The sequence below is a fragment of the Vibrio neptunius genome, assembly GCF_000967495.1.
In the GTDB taxonomy this organism is placed as follows: domain Bacteria; phylum Pseudomonadota; class Gammaproteobacteria; order Enterobacterales; family Vibrionaceae; genus Vibrio; species Vibrio neptunius.
Window position 1 is genome coordinate 1 of the sequence record NZ_JXXU01000025.1, and the last position, 15,847, is coordinate 15,847.

Genomic DNA, 15,847 nt, shown 5'->3' on the forward strand with positions numbered 1-15,847 from the left:
CGGTCGTTGGATTAGATGAGGCTAAGCTAGTAGAACTGCTTGATTGGCTTGTAGTATCACTGTTGTCATCAAATAGCTGTTGAGCAACTTGCAGCGCGCGTTGATGATTTACAGGCTTAATAAGTTTAGCATTTGTTACATCAGATGAGTTTAAGCTAGTAGAGCTGCTTGATTGGCTTGTAATATCACTGTTGTCATCAAATAGCTGTTGAGCAACTTGAAGCGCGTGTTGATGATTTACAGGCTTAATAGGTTTAGCATTTGTTACATCAGATGAGGCTAAGCTAGTAGAGTTGCTTGATTGGCTTGTGGTATCACTGTTGTCGTCAAATAGCTGTTGAGCGATTTGAAGAGCATGCTCGTGTGAGACCTTGTTTTGATCGAGTTTGATAGGCTCAGCATTTTTCACATTAGACTGACTCAGAGTGTCACTTTCGGAAACATCACCAAGTTGGTCGAGGAAACGATCAAGCATGGATTGATTGTCATCAGACGTCGTTTGAGAATGCTGACTGTTGTGAGAAAGTAAGGCGTCAGATGTGAGGACGACAGAAGACCCAGGAACACGTTTGGTTGGGATTTGGTTATTGTCGTCGAGACTTAGGGTGCGGCTTTTATTACTCTCATGGATGCTTGCCTCGGTGAAAGTCGATTCACTAGGTGTGCCGAATAGTTGCTGAGCAACTTGCAGCGCGCGTTGATGATTTACAGGATTAATAGGCTCAGCATTCGCAACACTCGACTGACTCGATGTACTTGTGACATCGCTGCTGTCATCGTTAAAAACGGGAGCGATAAAAGGAATGACAGGTTCATTTTGAATTGAAGGTCGCGATTGTGAAACAGCTAATTTATTTTCAGCTACATTGAAGCTTTCATGTTCAGAATCAGAAAGCGCTTTGGCAAGATTCAGATCGTGCTGTTCTTGTTGCTGGCGCAAGCTTTCTTGTTCAGAAAGAGACAATGCTTTAGCAAGATTCAGATCGTGCTGTTCTTGTTGCTGGCGCAGGCTTTCTTGTTCGGAAAGAGAAAGTGCTTTGGCAAGATTCAAATCGTGCTCTTCTTGTTGTTGGCGCAGGCTTTCTTGTTCAGAAAGAGAAAGTGCTTTAGCAAGATTAAGATCGTTCTCTTCTTTCAGAGCTTGTTGTTTAGACAGCTCTAATGCTTTAGACAGTTCTAATGCTTTAGACAGTTCTAATGCTTCTCTTAAGTCTCGTTGTTCATTCAGTTGATGATCTGCCGCATTGGCAGCACCAATGCATCCTAATGCGCACAATATCCCTAAAGATATTTTGGACAAAGATAACCTTCCGGTTTTCTTCTGTGAGTGGTGTATATTTTTCATAAACGATTTCAAGCTCTAGTTGATTAAAATGAGCTCAGATTTATAACAAATCACTTTTCGTCAGGGTTCATAAATTGATTTATATTTTTTTTTATTTTTGGGCTTTAGAACGTTTTAGTCTAGACACAGCAAGGGCTTACTAATCTATGATTGATATTTTTAACACTTAATTTCATGTAGATACGTAGCCTTGCTTGTTTTCATTGATGGGGTGAATGAGTGGGTTGACATAGTTAAGGTTGGCAATGGGTTTTTAGGTTTATTTAGGTCCGTTCGGTGTTGAGCAAAGTCAAAAGTATCATTTTTAATGACGGTAATTCTCTGTCATGGATAAATATACGAGTACCAATGAAGGCAAAATTTGGGCATATCGTGGCCTGTGCATTTCTTACCTTGTCTACGTTTATGTTGCTGAACGCTGAGTCGCTACCCTGTTCATCTGTCTAATTTCAGCAAGTAGAGCAAGTCTTTCTGGAGGGAAGTATCTTTGTGTGAAAGGGTGCTACTAAAACAGTGACGCCATATAAAGGGCTTCAATCTAGTAGAAGCAAGGGACTTTAAGCCGACCATGATTTTGGTTCAAAGGTTATTTTCTGCGACATATTAGCAACACAAATACCAAAAAGGCCTGACAGCAAAATTTGCTTTCAGGCCCTTGTATATCTGGCGCTCCCGACAGGATTCGAACCTGTGACCTATCCCTTAGGAGGGGATCGCGCTATCCAGCTGTGCCACGGGAGCTTAGTTTCATGATACTCAATTGAATCAGAATGTTAAACCCTAACTTACTGATTTAAAGCATCTTGTGCATCACATCGCCAATCTGGATACTGCCCGTCAGTTCAGGCTGATCAACGGTCAACTCTGCTTCGTTTTCATACACACGGGAGACTGTGAGAGTAATGTTCGATTCTGTCACCTTATTACGCGGTAAACCGCGTTGGTCTATAAAGGATCCTGTATGCCAAAGTTTGAGCTTATCCCCTTGCTGAACGCCGTGGATACGGCCTAAATCCATAGTAAGGACATTGTCCCACTTTGAAATGATTTCTGGGAGCGTAATTTTACACGATACTTCCGATTCCAAATCTAGCATGATGTTACGGCTGACTCGCAGCATCATATCACCGTATGTTGAGGCCCAGAAACGAGCACTTTTAGTATCGACTTGACTGGTTTTTGGAAATGGCCAGCGCGCCACTTCACGATAATTGCGGTTGTAGACTTCATTACCAGTTTTGCCATCGAATACGGTCATTTCCAGCGCAAACTGACGGTTGATGATATCGTCTCTTAACACCTTCTGCTCAATGGTGGCAGTTAAGTCGGTGATAACGCCACCGATGATGTATTGAGCACCTGTGTCTTGTGCGATCATTTTAAGACGTTCCGGATAACGCTGGCTTATTTGATAGTCTGTGGTACCAACAGAGACAAAACTTGCGGATTGTTGGTCAAGTTGGCGATTGATCACAGTCGCAAAATCGTCCCCCACACTATAAATTTGGCCCATGACGGCCTGTTGAGGTGATTCCACGTCGATATTGCCGACCAGAAACGTTTTTTTGTATTGACTGACATGGCAACCTGTTGCCGATGGGTAGATATCAATACGTGCTTTGACAAACATGACGCCACTGCGGACTTTTTGCTCATCGACCAAAATATAGCGAACTTCGGTATTGCTGAATTGATACTCCTTACGGTCACTTTCGAGCAGCGGTCTTAAGTTTGAAATGCTGCCGATGTCAGCCCCAGAAAAGCTGATGGCTTTATAGATGGCGTCTTCCAAGGCATGAATACGAGCGACCTCTTCAGAGGAAACCACAGTAGCGGTACCCGTCACTTCATACCATCCTGCAGACGCTATAGTCGCGTGAAGCGAAGCGTAAATGGTTGAAATTAGGACAAGAAGTGATTTTTTCATACTCAAATTCCAAGTTGGTTCATTTTTTGCTTGTTCTATCTTAGCTGATTTAGGCATTGCCGTTCTGAATGGTTACAGATTTAGAAAAGCAAAGACTGTTCCACTTTTTATGAGAGATAGAAAATGGAACCAATCAGTGCCTAATATGTATCGGAGATTAGAGAATGAAAAGATGGCTAACGCTAGTGCCAGTGGTGTTTCTCACCGCCTGTGCCTATGCTCCAATTTATAACGGTAAAGAACCGTACCCTGGCTCTCAGTTTATGCTGATGGAGAGTCCGCGTCATACTCTTGACTTCTTTATTGAGAGTATGACCGAAGATTTGATGGTATCGAACACCAGTGTGTCAGCGCGGACACCGATTGCCGTTACCTCTTTTGTCGATCTACAAAATATGGATGCAACAAACTGGTTAGGGAATTCGGTCTCGGAAGGGTTTATTCATCAGTTCCAGCGTCGAGGGTTTAAAGTGGTCGACTACAAAACGACGGGTTCCATTCAAGTGACTCAGCAAGGTGATTTCGCCTTCAGTCGTGATTGGAAAGATTTGTCTCAGGAGCAAGATATCCAGTATGTCCTGACCGGGACAATGCTTCGTCAGGAAGGCGGAGTTTTGGTCAACGCTCGTGTGGTGGGTATGCAGTCACGTGTGGTTGTTGCCACTGCTCAAGGCTTCTTACCTGCCGATAGAATTGGTCGCGACCTAGATACACTCAACAGTATCCGAACTGAAGACGGTGTTTTGATTCGCTCAGACCCTACAATAAGACAACCTTACACGGTTATTTTACGTCCATAGGGAGTTGAGATGAAGAAGCTATTTTTACTGATAGTTGCGTTAATTATGCTTGGCTGCCAACCGTTGCAGAATATGCGTCCGGACGATTGGTTAACAGCGGTTGGCTACGCTAATATTAGTGAGCAGAAAGGTCGCACAGATGAAGAGCGTCAGGTTCGAGCAATGCGTGCCTCTAAGATTGACGCTTATCGGGAGCTTGCAGAGCAAGTATATGGCATGCGAGTGAGCGGCCGAGCTGATCTGCAGGATCAACGTTTAGGTACTGAACTAACCTCTGGTGCAGTCGACGGTGTCATTCGTGGTGCTGAAGTCGTCCGCAGTTATAAAGTGGGCGACAGCTACGTGACTGAATTGCGCCTGGACATCAAAAAGATGGATAAATTGCGTGATTATGGTGAAGTACAGGCGGTACCAGAAAAACGCCAGCAAACTCTTTTCTAAATATCTCTACCAATCTTCGATCAAAAAAAGCGGCAATCATTGCCGCTTTTGTCTTCAAGCAAATCAGGCTTTAATGTTCGTGCCTAATGTTGTGACATTCTTGGTCTGACCCTCTGCAGTGTAGGTCATACCGAGTTTACCTTGGGTCTGCTGCATCAAGTTATTGAGTTTATTAAAACTCAACTGTGCCCGTTGAAGAGCTTCACCATTGATTGCGTTTGCTTGCTGACAGTCATGGACGATGGATCGAATCTGCTCAACCAGAGGGCTCAACTCTGGGTCGGTAGATAAAGTCGCAACATCTGGATGTTGGCCAATGCGTTGATCGGTCTGTTGAAGTTGGTTAATTAAAGTCAGTTTTTCCTTGGCAAGCTGTTCAATGTCTTTCGCGACTCTGCTAGCAATGGCCACTTTCTCTTTCTCCAACAGTAATGAAAGATCGGTTGCGCTTTTGAGTTGAAACTCAACTAAACTGCTTAGGCCTGCCATGACAGAAACTCGTTACTCGAAACCGCCAAGTTCTTTCTCGAACTTGATCATATTGTCTGCCAGCTTTTGCGGGTCAACGCTGTAAGAGCCATTTGCTATGGCTTCTTTAATAGCGGCAACTTTGGCTTGGTCAAAGCTTGGCTGGCTAGCAAGTTGGGTGTGCATTTCACCGACTGCCTTACCTTGTTTACTTAAGGATACAGAGTCTTGTGCAACTTCAGATTTTTTTGCTGAATCCGTTGCAGAAGGGCTGCTTTCATTACGCGCTGTGTTTCTCGTCGACGTAGTCACCGTCTGTCCAGAGCGTATATTATCAATGCCTGCCATATATGTGAGCCTTTCGTGTTTAGAATCTTATGTTGTCAATATCGACCAGAGCAGGGATTACTTTAGTTTTTTTTAAAATCGTTCAAAAAACAACCGTCACCTCAGATATCCCTGTGACCCTACCTTCAATTATACGGTTGGATTTTATATTTTTCACTCTTATCTGCTCACCATGTGACCCATCTGTGAGTGCTGTGCCCTTAGTTGTAATGGTCATACCTGACTTTATCGCTTTGATTGTGACCGTTTCATTGCGGCAAACTACACATACATCATTGCTTTCAATGACTTCGCCAGCACGTAGATTTTTTTTTGTTTTTGCCCCAATTACGGCATCAATGTTGGAAAAGCCTTGCCGCCTGAAGCGTTGCAAGTCTACCATATTAATAGTGACATCTTGTCGAGAGATCACTTGGCCTCTACTAAGTGGACCAACGAGCACAACTTGAGGACCAGAACGAGTTAGTCTGACGGGAACATATAATTTCCAGTTATCTTCGCTACACTCTACTAACACTGTGATGTTACTGGCGTTAGGGTTGGTAGAGGAGGAGGAAGTTTCTAGCGGACTAGGGCAATCAGTGGCAGAGACACGGCTGTCAATGTTTGCCGCTCTTGCGTCCAGTGTACCACCTAAAGGCCATTCGATGGTTGATAGAACGTACTCTTCTGCTGCTCTCTGGATAGTGATAATTTGCTCAGGTGTGGCTGATGTTGCTGAAAAACTAAAGAAAAAGCATAAAAAGACGATAGACTTATAAAAGTTTTTATAGAAAGCTCTACAATTAGTTATGGAAAATGAGCATAAGTGTGATTTTAAGTATGTCATTCTGTTTCTCTAATAGTTTTACATGGCCGTTAGTAGACTACCATTTTTTTAGCATGAAAGTTTGAGATGGAGATGAGCTTATGTCGGGTATTCTTGATTCGGTGAATCAGCGTACGCAACTCGTCGGTCAAAACCGATTGGAACTCTTAACGTTTCGCCTGATGGGGCGACAACGCTACGGGATAAACGTATTTAAAGTAAAAGAGGTACTTCAGTGCCCCAAGCTTACTTCGATGCCAAACTTGCACCACTTAGTCAAAGGTGTGGCTCATATCCGTGGCCATACTGTGTCAGTTATTGATTTGAGTTTAGCTGTTGGTGGCCGTCCGACTACGGATGTTGAAAAAGCGTTTGTTGTTATTGCTGAATTTAACCGCACGATTCAGGCGTTCCTTGTCACATCTGTAGAACGTATCATTAACATGCACTGGGAAGCGATACTGCCACCGCCTGAAGGCGCTGGTAAATCCAATTATTTGACTGCAGTCACTAACATTGACAATGAACTCGTCGAAATTCTTGATGTAGAAAAAATCCTTGCAGAAATCGCGCCTGTTGACGAAACAATGGATGCTTCCATCGGTGAGGAGATAGCGCAGGCTCAGGTAGAGTCAGAAAAAGAAATAGTTCGCAGCATTTTGATTGCGGACGACTCTACAGTAGCACGCAAGCAAGTTGAACGTGCAATTACATCACTGGGCTTTGAAGCCATAGCTGTTATTGATGGAAAGCAAGCTTATGAAAAACTGGTTGAAATGGCTGCAGAAGGCAGTATTTACGACCAGATTTCATTAGTCATCTCCGACATAGAGATGCCAGAAATGGATGGCTATACTTTAACAGCAGAAATAAGACGTAACCCTGATCTTAAAGATCTTTATGTTATTCTACATTCATCACTCAGTGGTGTATTTAACCAAGCGATGGTTGAACGTGTAGGGGCTAACTCCTTTATTGCTAAATTCAACCCTGATGAACTTGGTAATGCAGTGAAGACTGCGCTTACTGAATAAAGAGAAGTAAATGACAGCGATAACTATAAGCGATCAAGAGTATCGTGATTTCAGCCGTTTCTTAGAATCTCAATGTGGTATTGTGCTGGGTGACAGCAAGCAATACTTAGTGAGGAGTCGATTGAGCCCTTTGGTGACCAAGTTTAAGCTCAGCTCTTTGTCCGATCTTCTTCGAGATGTTGTCACTGGCCGTAACCGAGAGTTACGTGTTGCCGCTGTGGATGCTATGACAACCAACGAAACGCTTTGGTTTCGTGATACTTACCCGTTTGAAGTCCTTGCTAATAAACTGCTGCCGGAAGCTGCGGCAAGCAAACGACCAATAAAAATTTGGTCAGCGGCGAGTTCTTCTGGCCAGGAGCCATATTCCATGGCGATGACCATTCTCGAAACTCAACAACGCAAACCAGGAATGTTGCCCAACGTATCCGTCACGGCAACAGACATTTCTGCGAGTATGCTGGATATGTGTCGCGCCGGTGTTTACGATAACCTTGCGCTTGGGCGTGGTCTGTCTCCTGAGCGTCGTCGAAATTTCTTTGAGGACGCTGGCGATGGCCGGATGAAGGTCAAAGATAACGTTAAGCGTTTGGTTAATTTCCGCCCTCAAAACCTGATGGACAGTTATGCATTGTTGGGTAAGTTCGATATCATTTTCTGTCGTAACGTGTTGATTTACTTCTCTCCTGACATGAAATCTCAGGTTTTAAACCAGATGGCTAACAGTTTAAACCCAGGAGGACATCTACTACTTGGAGCGTCAGAGTCTTTAACTGGATTAACTGACCGTTTCGAGATGGTCCGTTGTAACCCGGGTATTATTTATAAACTTAAATAATCTTTACTCATTTCATTCAAGCCCAGCGACGCCGAATCGCTGGGCTTTTTCGTATTGGGATTATGTCTCTATACTTATAGTGACATTCCATGGCGCCACAATTTCACACTTTGGCGTGGTATTTGCTGGTGGACTTATAACAAGGAAATTAGGGTTCGATTAAAGTTGGTATGCTAATTGCTTTGTTATTCAGTAGTAACGGTCAGTTCTTTTATGTAGAGGTCAACATGGCTATATCTTTCGACAACGCATTAGGTATCCACCAATACACGGTGGGTGTACGTGAGCGCAATGCTGAGGTGATTTCCACCAACATTGCTCAGGCGAACACTCCTGGCTATAAATCGAAAGGTATGGACTTCCAAAAGGCATTGCAGGCGGCAACATCGGAGGCAAGCATTGGACTTAGCCGTACCGATAGTCGGCATATTCCTGCCTCTACACAAGTGACAGGGGAAGTGCTTTATCGACTTCCGACTCAACCTGACACCGGTGATGGCAACACGGTGGATGTAGATTTGGAACGTAACTTGTTTATGCAAAACCAAATTCGACATCAGGCATCACTTGACTTCTTAGGAAGTAAATTCAAGAACTTAACGAAAGCATTAAAGGGGAGTAACTAGATGAGCTTGTTTAACGTTTTCAATGTAACTGGTTCTGCCATGAGCGCTGAATCTGTTCGTCTAAATACAACCTCAAGCAACTTGGCAAACGCCGATAGTGTCTCTAGCTCTGCGAAAGACACTTATAAAGCTCGCCACGCTGTATTTGGTGCTGAGTTAAGCAAGGCTAAGTATGGTCGAGATCATACGGTGCCGGTGCAAGTGTTGGGGATAGTTGAAAGTGATAAACCGCTTGATGCGGAGTACAACCCAGATCACCCACTCGCTAATGACGATGGCTATATCTACAAGCCAAACGTTAATGTGATGGAAGAGATGGCTAATATGATTTCTGCTTCTCGTTCATATCAAACGAATGTGCAAGTAGCAGATGCAAGCAAACAAATGCTGCTGCGTACGCTGCAGATGGGTCAATAAGGATAGGAGGTAACATATGGCCGGGGGCATTAATAATAATGTTGGTCAGAGTGGCTTGTCCTATGTTGACCAGCTTAAACAACTTCAGGACAAGAATAAGCCTGATGAAACAACAGGTAAGCAGGATCTTAAACAAGAAGACTTCTTATCTTTGCTCACCAAGCAGCTTGCCCAGCAAGATCCGTTTAAGCCGGTTAGCAATGACCAGATGATTGCTCAAATGGCGTCGTTTGCGACGGTGGATGGTATCGGAAAAATGAACAATCAGTTTGAAACACTGAATGCATCGATGACGTCCAACCAAGCACTTCAGGCATCATCACTTGTCGGTCGGGACGTTTTAGTTCCAGGGGCGGCTGGGGTGAAGGCTGGTGACGGAGCCATGGCTGCTATGGTCAAACTGCCTCAATCCGTTGATAACTTAATGGTGAGAGTAGAAGACCAAATGGGGCAGCTAATCCGTACCTTTGATGTCGGTTCAAAACCTGCAGGTGACAACCGCGTTGAGTGGGATGGTAAAGATCAAAACGGTAATCCATTGCCGGCTGGCAAATACAATGTGAAAGCATCAGGTTTGCTGGACGGGCAGGCGAAAGATTTTGAAGTTTCGACTTACGCTAACGTAAATAGCGTCTTGCTCGGTAAAGGTGATGGTAACGTACTACTCAATCTGGCTGGCTTTGAGTCGCCAGTTCGACTTGCTGAAGTACTAGAAGTTGGCAAAGCGTAACTCTACTTGATGTAGGAAAGCTAGCTAGATTAGGAGATTTTGGAATGTCATATGTTGCATTAAGCGGTTTGTCCGCAGCTCAGTTAGATCTGAACACAACCAGTAACAACATTGCGAACGCGAATACCTTTGGTTTCAAAGAGTCTCGTGCTGAGTTCGGCGATGTTTACTCAAACTCACTTTTTACTCACGCTAAAACAACACCTGGACAAGGTGTACAAGCTCAAAAAGTTGCTCAGCAATTTCATGAAGGTTCTAGTATCTATACTAACAACCCAATGGATTTGCGTATTAGCGGCACTGGCTTTTTTGCGGTAGCAAAAGATCGACTAACGCCAACAACCAATGAGTTAACGCGTAATGGTGCTTTTCACCTAAACAAAGATAACTACATGGTTACGTCGAATGACGAGTTTTTGTTGGGTTATCAAGTGAACAAAGATACTGGTGATGTTCTGTCTTACGAGCCTTCGCCAATTAATATTCCGAAAGAGTTCGGTAAACCGAAGCAGACTGCAAACATTGAAGTCGGCGTCAACTTGCCAGCGAATGGTGATCTGAAAGATCCTGCCCTGTTTGATTTCACAGATCCTGAAACCTACAACCGTTCAACCTCTTCTACGGTTTATGACTCAATGGGTCAATCGTACAAGATGACAACTTACTACCTTAAAGACCAGAATCAGCCTAACACTTGGCAAACCTACTACACCGTGACTGATAGTGCAGGTGAGAAGGCGATTAACATTGTTGGTGGCGACGTTTCGGCACCTACTGGTCATGTTGGTCATAGTATGAAGTTCAACAATGACGGTACTCTCGCTAGCCTCAACAATGGTCAAAATATTGTTTCTGAACCTTTAGGTGCGGGCGCTGACCCAGTCGATCTAAACGGTGCAGACGCAAACCAGACTCTGAACTTTAATTTAGACAGTGCGACTCAGTTTGCTGCGCCGTTTGAGCTAACTAAGTTTGATGAAGATGGTGCGACGACAGGCTTCTTGACTAAAGTTGATTTTGACGAGAACGGTAGCGTGTTAGGTACATACTCAAACGGTGAAAACATTATTCTTGGGCGTGTCTCTTTAGTTCGTGTTGCTAACGAACAAGGTCTGGACAAGAAGGGTGGTACACAGTGGGATGCTACTCAGTTTTCTGGTGACAAGATCTGGGGTGAGTCAAACAAAGGTTCATTCGGTAGCATCAGCAGCGGTACTCTAGAGCAGTCAAACATTGATATGACTCAGGAGCTTGTTGACTTGATCTCGGCGCAACGTAACTTCCAAGCTAACTCACGTTCTTTAGAAGTGCATAACCAAACTCAACAGAACATCCTGCAGATTCGTTAACCACGGTTCTGAGAGTTTAAAGACATTCCGCAATCATCTGAATAGCAGGCTGGTGGCAACAACCAGCTTGCTATTATTGCCACCCGTGGCAACTCTTTTCATTTATTTCTCTTTCCTATCAATAAAAAAACTATAACACATTGATATTTAATGGTTTTCAAAGTTGGCATGCCATTTGCTTTTTTGATCTTAATTGTGATTATTGGAGCAAATTATGGATCGTGCACTGTTTCTTGCTATGAGTGGCGCAAAGCAGAATATGCAGGCTATGCAGCTTAGAGCAAACAACCTAGCAAACGTCAGCACCACTGGTTTCCGTGCTGATTTGGCGCAAGCCCGTTCTATGCAAGCCTACGGTGATGGTATGCCAAGCCGTGTCTTCAGCATGACAGAACGTCCGGGCCATAATTTTCAGCAAGGTAGCGTGATTACCACAGGACGGGACTTAGATGTCACCATTCAGGATCAAGGTTGGATCTCCGTTCTTGATAACACAGGCAAAGAAGGCCTGACACGCAATGGCAACATGAATGTTGATGTTAATGGCATGCTGACAACGGGAAATGGCAACTTAGTCTTGGGAGAGACTGGAGCCCCAATTACGATACCTATCCCGGTTAGCAAGATTGAAGTCGGTACAGATGGTACGATTTCTGTGGTTCCTCAAGGTGCGCCAGCGGACGCGATTGAAATTGTCGATCGAATTAAGCTTACCAGTACCAATAATCAGTCACTTTACAAAGATGTTAACGGGTTATTCCGTGCCAAAGATCCTAATGCCGCATACGAAATGGATGCCGGCGTCAAACTGCTGACCGGTGCGTTGGAAGGCAGCAACGTCAATGCAATTGGCGAAATGACCAATCTGATTGACCTCCAGCGTCAGTTCGAGATGCAGGTCAAGATGATGAGTACAGCAGAAGAGATGGACAAATCGTCTAATTCACTGCTTCGCATGAGCTAACCAGATTATTAGGAGAGAGATATGCATCCGGCATTATGGGTAAGTAAGACGGGCCTAGACGCTCAGCAAACCAATATTTCAACGATTTCGAACAACTTGGCGAACGCCTCTACTGTGGGCTATAAAAAAAGCCGTGCGGTATTTGAAGATTTGTTCTATCAAAACATCAACCAGCCTGGTGGTCAGTCTTCGCAAAACACGGAATTACCAAGCGGCTTGATGTTGGGTGCAGGCTCAAAAGTCGTTGCGACGCAAAAAGTTCATACTCAAGGCAACACTCAGACCACGAATAATAGTCTCGATATGATGATCGAAGGTGATGGTTTCTTCCAGATCCTAATGCCAGACGGCAACATTGGTTATAGCCGTAATGGCCAATTCACCGTTAATGACGAAGGGGTCGTAGTGACATCTGGTGCAGGCTACCCACTCGAGCCAGAAATTGCCATTCCTGAAGATGCGATAAGTATTACGATTGGTACGGATGGTGAGGTGTCTGTGCGAGTGCGTGGTCAGCAAGACAACCAAGTCGTTGGTCAGATAGCAACCGTAGATTTTGTTAACCCCGGAGGTCTTGAGCCTATTGGACAAAACCTATACTTGCCGACTGGTGCAAGCGGCGATCCTCAAGAAGGGGTTCCCGGCTTTGATGGCTTTGGTGATATCCGTCAATCCATGTTGGAAACGTCGAACGTAAATGTCACCGAAGAACTGGTGAATATGATAGAAGCTCAACGTGTTTATGAGATGAACTCAAAAGTAATCTCAGCTGTTGATAAGATGATGAGCTTCGTTAACCAGCAGCTATAAGCTTGAGAGATTGAGGAATCACCTATGAATCGCTTACTGACCATAACAGCTATCGCTCTACTATCAGGCTGTTCAATGCTGGAAGCACCCATTGAGACGTCGGATGTTGTTCAGGGTACGACGACGGTCGATGCCGTTGAAGGAGATAAATCCCAAGACGGAAGCTCTGGTATTATTGACTCCCTTCGTGGAAGAACCGATCCTGTAGCAGGTGACCCTGCTTGGGCGCCAATCCATCCAAAGCATAAACCAGAGCATTATGCGGCAGAAACAGGGTCTCTTTTCAATACGACTCAGGCGACTAGCCTTTATGATGATTCCAAGCCGCGTGGTGTGGGTGACATCATTACTGTGACTTTAGATGAAAACACCAAAGCAGCAAAAAGCTCCGATGCGGATTTGTCGAAAAACAATGATGCATCAATGGATCCACTAGAAGTAGGAGGTCAGCAACTAAACATTGGTGATTACAACTTCTCGTACAATTTGAGCAATGATAACAAGTTCAGTGGCAGTGCGGCCGCAAACCAGAGTAACAGTATTTCCGGTTCAATTACTGTTGAAGTGGTTGAAGTACTAGCAAACGGCAATTTGGTGATTCGTGGTGAAAAATGGTTAACGCTCAATACAGGGGATGAATATATCCGTCTAAGCGGCACAATTCGTCCAGATGATATTTCCTATGAGAATACAATAGCCTCGAACCGCATCTCTAACGCTAGAATTCGCTATTCAGGCACTGGCACTCAACAAGATATGCAAGAACCTGGATTCTTGGCACGATTCTTTAATGTGGCTTTATAAGTCAGCTTGAAGTCGAAGTTTTGGCGCAGAGTATTGAGTAAAGGTATCCCGATGAAGAAGCTATTTTTGTTACTGATCAGTATGATTATTGTATCGACGCACGCTTACGCTGCACGTATCAAAGACGTGTCGCAAGTCGCAGGGGTACGTAGTAACCAATTGGTTGGTTACGGTTTGGTCACTGGATTACCTGGTACCGGGGAGTCGACGCCTTTTACTGATCAAAGCTTTAACGCTATGCTCGAAAATTTTGGTATTCAGCTTCCCCCTGGCACTAAGCCGAAATCCAAGAACGTCGCAGCCGTCATTGTTACTGCTGACTTAGCCGCTTTTTCTAAGCAAGGCCAGACCATCGACGTCACTGTTTCATCTATCGGTTCGGCGAAAAGCTTGCGTGGCGGCACCTTGATGCAGACGATGTTAAAAGGTCTTGATGGGCAAATTTATGCCGTTGCTCAAGGTAATTTGGTCGTCAGTGGTTTTAGTGCGACTGGAGCGGATGGTTCAAAAATTGTCGGTAATAATCCAACGGCGGGGATGATTTCTAATGGTGCGATCGTTGAACGTGAAATTCCATCCCCATTTGCTCGCGGAGATTACATTACCTTTAACTTATTAGAATCTGATTTCACGACTGCGCAGCGTATGGCAGATGCGGTCAACAACTTTCTTGGTCCACAAATGGCTCAAGCGATTGATGCTACTTCCGTTAAAGTTCGTGCTCCACGTGATATCTCTCAACGAGTCTCGTTCCTGTCTGCAATTGAGAACCTCGAATTTAACCCTGCTGAAGGTTCTGCAAAAATTATCGTCAACTCACGTACTGGTACCATTGTTGTTGGCAAACATGTTCGACTCAAACCAGCGGCTGTGACCCATGGCGGAATGACTGTTGCTATCAAAGAAAATCTTAATGTTAGTCAGCCAAACGCGTTTGGTGGTGGCGAGACAGTTGTTACGCCAGACACGGATATTGAAGTGACCGAAGAGCAAGGAAAAATGTTTAAGTTCGAACCAGGCCTGACGTTAGATGATCTCGTTCGTGCGGTTAACGAAGTCGGAGCTGCGCCGTCAGATCTTATGGCTATTCTCCAAGCGCTCAAACAAGCAGGCGCCATTGAAGGTCAGTTGATCGTAATCTAAGGAGAAGCGTTATGATTAACAATGGAAAAGATATCGGTTTTATTCACGATATCGCTAATCTCGACAAATTACGTCAGAAAGCGGTCGATGGAGATGAAAACAGTGAAAGGGAAGCACTGAGTGCAGCCGCGAAGCAGTTCGAAGCTATTTTTACTTCTATGCTGTTTAAGTCGATGCGCGATGCGAACTCGACATTTGAATCTGGCCTGATGGACAGCCAAAATCAGCAATTTTATCGCCAGATGATGGATGAGCAAATGGCGAGTGAACTCAGTTCCTCGGGCTCTCTTGGGTTAGCAGATATGATAGTAGCTCAGCTCACCTCAGGATCAGTGGAAAACCCTAATGCCGCCACTCGCGAAGCCGATTTTGAGGCTTTGATGAACAAAATTGACCATGTTCGTCAATCTCGCCGAGAGAACCCTCAACTTGAGCCTGTTGCTTCCAGTGCCCCAACATCGACTTCATTCGAGTCTCCTGAGTCTTTCGTAACCTCAATGAAACCGTATGCTGATAAAGCAGCACGAGCACTAGGCGTAGACTCATCTTTGCTATTGGCTCAGGCAGCTTTGGAAACGGGATGGGGGCAAAAGATGGTCAGTAATGGTCGTGGTAGCAGCAACAATTTGTTTAACATCAAAGCTGACAAGAGCTGGAGCGGAGATAAAGTGGCGACACAAACCCTTGAATATCATCAAGGTGTTCCGGTAAAAGAAAAGGCGGCGTTTCGTTCGTACGCTAACTTTGAAGAAAGCTTTAATGATTATGTACGCTTCTTGAATGATAACCCTCGCTATACAATGGCGCTTCGTCATCAAGGTAACAATGAACAGTTTATTCACGGTATTCATCAGGCAGGTTATGCGACCGACCCGCAGTATGCAGATAAGGTACTAAGGGTTAAAGCGCAAATCGATCAGATGTAAGGATGAACTTCGTCCTGAGATACTGGAACGGGCTTCGTCCTACAGATATCGGAACGGACTTCGTCCTAC

General features: G+C 44.6%; 18 protein-coding genes and 1 tRNA gene. 13 read left to right on the forward strand and 6 right to left on the reverse strand.

What is annotated here, in order from left to right:
* The 3 genes from TW84_RS09595 to TW84_RS09605 form a co-directional block, all read right to left on the reverse strand.
* On the reverse strand, positions 1-1,345 hold a 1,345-nt coding region (locus TW84_RS09595; RefSeq protein ID WP_157634023.1), incomplete at its 3' end, for a hypothetical protein.
* A gap of 664 nt (positions 1,346-2,009) precedes the next feature.
* Positions 2,010-2,086, reverse strand: a tRNA-Arg gene (locus tag TW84_RS09600).
* 52 nt (positions 2,087-2,138) lie between these two features.
* The gene (locus TW84_RS09605; RefSeq protein ID WP_045975453.1) at positions 2,139-3,272 is read right to left on the reverse strand and encodes a flagellar assembly protein FlgT; all 1,134 of its coding nucleotides are present in this window, start codon (positions 3,270-3,272) and stop codon (positions 2,139-2,141) included.
* A gap of 164 nt (positions 3,273-3,436) precedes the next feature.
* On the opposite strand from TW84_RS09605, the gene TW84_RS09610 reads away from it, so the two are divergent.
* Positions 3,437-4,072 (forward strand): FlgO family outer membrane protein, encoded by a 636-nt coding sequence (locus tag TW84_RS09610; RefSeq protein WP_045975439.1) that lies wholly within the window; start codon positions 3,437-3,439, stop codon positions 4,070-4,072.
* A gap of 9 nt (positions 4,073-4,081) precedes the next feature.
* Complete coding sequence (gene flgP, locus TW84_RS09615) at positions 4,082-4,513, forward strand: flagellar assembly lipoprotein FlgP (RefSeq protein WP_045975440.1); 432 nt, start codon at positions 4,082-4,084, stop codon at positions 4,511-4,513.
* Between the two features lie 63 nt (positions 4,514-4,576).
* Here the strand turns inward: flgP and TW84_RS09620 are convergent, their stop codons facing one another.
* The 3 genes from TW84_RS09620 to flgA all read right to left on the reverse strand — a co-directional run bounded on the left by TW84_RS09620 (position 4,577) and on the right by flgA (position 6,158).
* The gene (locus TW84_RS09620; protein ID WP_045975441.1) at positions 4,577-5,002 is read right to left on the reverse strand and encodes a flagella synthesis protein FlgN; all 426 of its coding nucleotides are present in this window, start codon (positions 5,000-5,002) and stop codon (positions 4,577-4,579) included.
* 12 nt (positions 5,003-5,014) lie between these two features.
* The gene (gene flgM / locus TW84_RS09625) at positions 5,015-5,329 is read right to left on the reverse strand and encodes a flagellar biosynthesis anti-sigma factor FlgM (protein WP_045975442.1); all 315 of its coding nucleotides are present in this window, start codon (positions 5,327-5,329) and stop codon (positions 5,015-5,017) included.
* A gap of 82 nt (positions 5,330-5,411) precedes the next feature.
* On the reverse strand, positions 5,412-6,158 hold the full coding sequence (gene flgA, locus TW84_RS09630; RefSeq protein WP_045975443.1) for a flagellar basal body P-ring formation chaperone FlgA: 747 nt from the start codon (positions 6,156-6,158) through the stop codon (positions 5,412-5,414).
* 80 nt (positions 6,159-6,238) lie between these two features.
* On the opposite strand from flgA, the gene TW84_RS09635 reads away from it, so the two are divergent.
* From TW84_RS09635 to flgJ, 11 genes are all read left to right on the forward strand, one after another.
* Complete coding sequence (locus tag TW84_RS09635; protein WP_045975444.1) at positions 6,239-7,171, forward strand: chemotaxis protein CheV; 933 nt, start codon at positions 6,239-6,241, stop codon at positions 7,169-7,171.
* A 10-nt stretch (positions 7,172-7,181) separates the two neighbouring features.
* Entirely contained in the window at positions 7,182-8,009 is an 828-nt protein-coding gene (locus TW84_RS09640) for a protein-glutamate O-methyltransferase (protein ID WP_045975445.1), read from the forward strand.
* 227 nt (positions 8,010-8,236) lie between these two features.
* Positions 8,237-8,635 carry a flagellar basal body rod protein FlgB gene (gene flgB / locus TW84_RS09645; protein WP_045975454.1) on the forward strand — a complete coding sequence of 133 codons (399 nt, stop codon included), beginning with the start codon at positions 8,237-8,239 and terminating at the stop codon, positions 8,633-8,635.
* On the forward strand, positions 8,636-9,052 hold the full coding sequence (flgC, locus tag TW84_RS09650) for a flagellar basal body rod protein FlgC (RefSeq protein ID WP_045975446.1): 417 nt from the start codon (positions 8,636-8,638) through the stop codon (positions 9,050-9,052).
* Positions 9,053-9,068: 16 nt separating this feature from the next.
* A complete protein-coding gene (gene flgD / locus TW84_RS09655; protein ID WP_045975447.1) occupies positions 9,069-9,782 on the forward strand; it encodes a flagellar hook assembly protein FlgD in 714 nt (237 codons plus the stop codon).
* Positions 9,783-9,826: 44 nt separating this feature from the next.
* Positions 9,827-11,131 carry a flagellar hook protein FlgE gene (gene flgE, locus TW84_RS09660; protein ID WP_045975448.1) on the forward strand — a complete coding sequence of 435 codons (1,305 nt, stop codon included), beginning with the start codon at positions 9,827-9,829 and terminating at the stop codon, positions 11,129-11,131.
* Between the two features lie 214 nt (positions 11,132-11,345).
* Positions 11,346-12,095: a flagellar basal body rod protein FlgF gene (locus TW84_RS09665; RefSeq protein ID WP_045975449.1), complete on the forward strand. Its 750-nt coding sequence runs from the start codon at positions 11,346-11,348 to the stop codon at positions 12,093-12,095.
* Between the two features lie 21 nt (positions 12,096-12,116).
* Positions 12,117-12,905 (forward strand): flagellar basal-body rod protein FlgG, encoded by a 789-nt coding sequence (gene flgG / locus TW84_RS09670; RefSeq protein WP_006957422.1) that lies wholly within the window; start codon positions 12,117-12,119, stop codon positions 12,903-12,905.
* 24 nt (positions 12,906-12,929) lie between these two features.
* Positions 12,930-13,709 (forward strand): flagellar basal body L-ring protein FlgH, encoded by a 780-nt coding sequence (flgH, locus tag TW84_RS09675; RefSeq protein ID WP_045975450.1) that lies wholly within the window; start codon positions 12,930-12,932, stop codon positions 13,707-13,709.
* A 51-nt stretch (positions 13,710-13,760) separates the two neighbouring features.
* Positions 13,761-14,852 (forward strand): flagellar basal body P-ring protein FlgI, encoded by a 1,092-nt coding sequence (locus TW84_RS09680; RefSeq protein WP_045975451.1) that lies wholly within the window; start codon positions 13,761-13,763, stop codon positions 14,850-14,852.
* Positions 14,853-14,863: 11 nt separating this feature from the next.
* A complete protein-coding gene (flgJ, locus tag TW84_RS09685; RefSeq protein WP_045975452.1) occupies positions 14,864-15,778 on the forward strand; it encodes a flagellar assembly peptidoglycan hydrolase FlgJ in 915 nt (304 codons plus the stop codon).
* Positions 15,779-15,847 lie beyond the last annotated feature (69 nt).

Bases quoted from the DNA above. Each gene is read 5' to 3' on its own strand.
- TW84_RS09605 (WP_045975453.1), bottom strand. From the start codon at position 3,272: ATGAAAAAATCACTTCTTGTCCTAATTTCAACCATTTACGCTTCGCTT.
- TW84_RS09610 (WP_045975439.1), top strand. From the start codon at position 3,437: ATGAAAAGATGGCTAACGCTAGTGCCAGTGGTGTTTCTCACCGCCTGT.
- flgP (WP_045975440.1), top strand. From the start codon at position 4,082: ATGAAGAAGCTATTTTTACTGATAGTTGCGTTAATTATGCTTGGCTGC.
- TW84_RS09620 (WP_045975441.1), bottom strand. From the start codon at position 5,002: ATGGCAGGCCTAAGCAGTTTAGTTGAGTTTCAACTCAAAAGCGCAACC.
- flgM (WP_045975442.1), bottom strand. From the start codon at position 5,329: ATGGCAGGCATTGATAATATACGCTCTGGACAGACGGTGACTACGTCG.
- flgA (WP_045975443.1), bottom strand. From the start codon at position 6,158: ATGACATACTTAAAATCACACTTATGCTCATTTTCCATAACTAATTGT.
- TW84_RS09635 (WP_045975444.1), top strand. From the start codon at position 6,239: ATGTCGGGTATTCTTGATTCGGTGAATCAGCGTACGCAACTCGTCGGT.
- TW84_RS09640 (WP_045975445.1), top strand. From the start codon at position 7,182: ATGACAGCGATAACTATAAGCGATCAAGAGTATCGTGATTTCAGCCGT.
- flgB (WP_045975454.1), top strand. From the start codon at position 8,237: ATGGCTATATCTTTCGACAACGCATTAGGTATCCACCAATACACGGTG.
- flgC (WP_045975446.1), top strand. From the start codon at position 8,636: ATGAGCTTGTTTAACGTTTTCAATGTAACTGGTTCTGCCATGAGCGCT.
- flgD (WP_045975447.1), top strand. From the start codon at position 9,069: ATGGCCGGGGGCATTAATAATAATGTTGGTCAGAGTGGCTTGTCCTAT.
- flgE (WP_045975448.1), top strand. From the start codon at position 9,827: ATGTCATATGTTGCATTAAGCGGTTTGTCCGCAGCTCAGTTAGATCTG.
- TW84_RS09665 (WP_045975449.1), top strand. From the start codon at position 11,346: ATGGATCGTGCACTGTTTCTTGCTATGAGTGGCGCAAAGCAGAATATG.
- flgG (WP_006957422.1), top strand. From the start codon at position 12,117: ATGCATCCGGCATTATGGGTAAGTAAGACGGGCCTAGACGCTCAGCAA.
- flgH (WP_045975450.1), top strand. From the start codon at position 12,930: ATGAATCGCTTACTGACCATAACAGCTATCGCTCTACTATCAGGCTGT.
- TW84_RS09680 (WP_045975451.1), top strand. From the start codon at position 13,761: ATGAAGAAGCTATTTTTGTTACTGATCAGTATGATTATTGTATCGACG.
- flgJ (WP_045975452.1), top strand. From the start codon at position 14,864: ATGATTAACAATGGAAAAGATATCGGTTTTATTCACGATATCGCTAAT.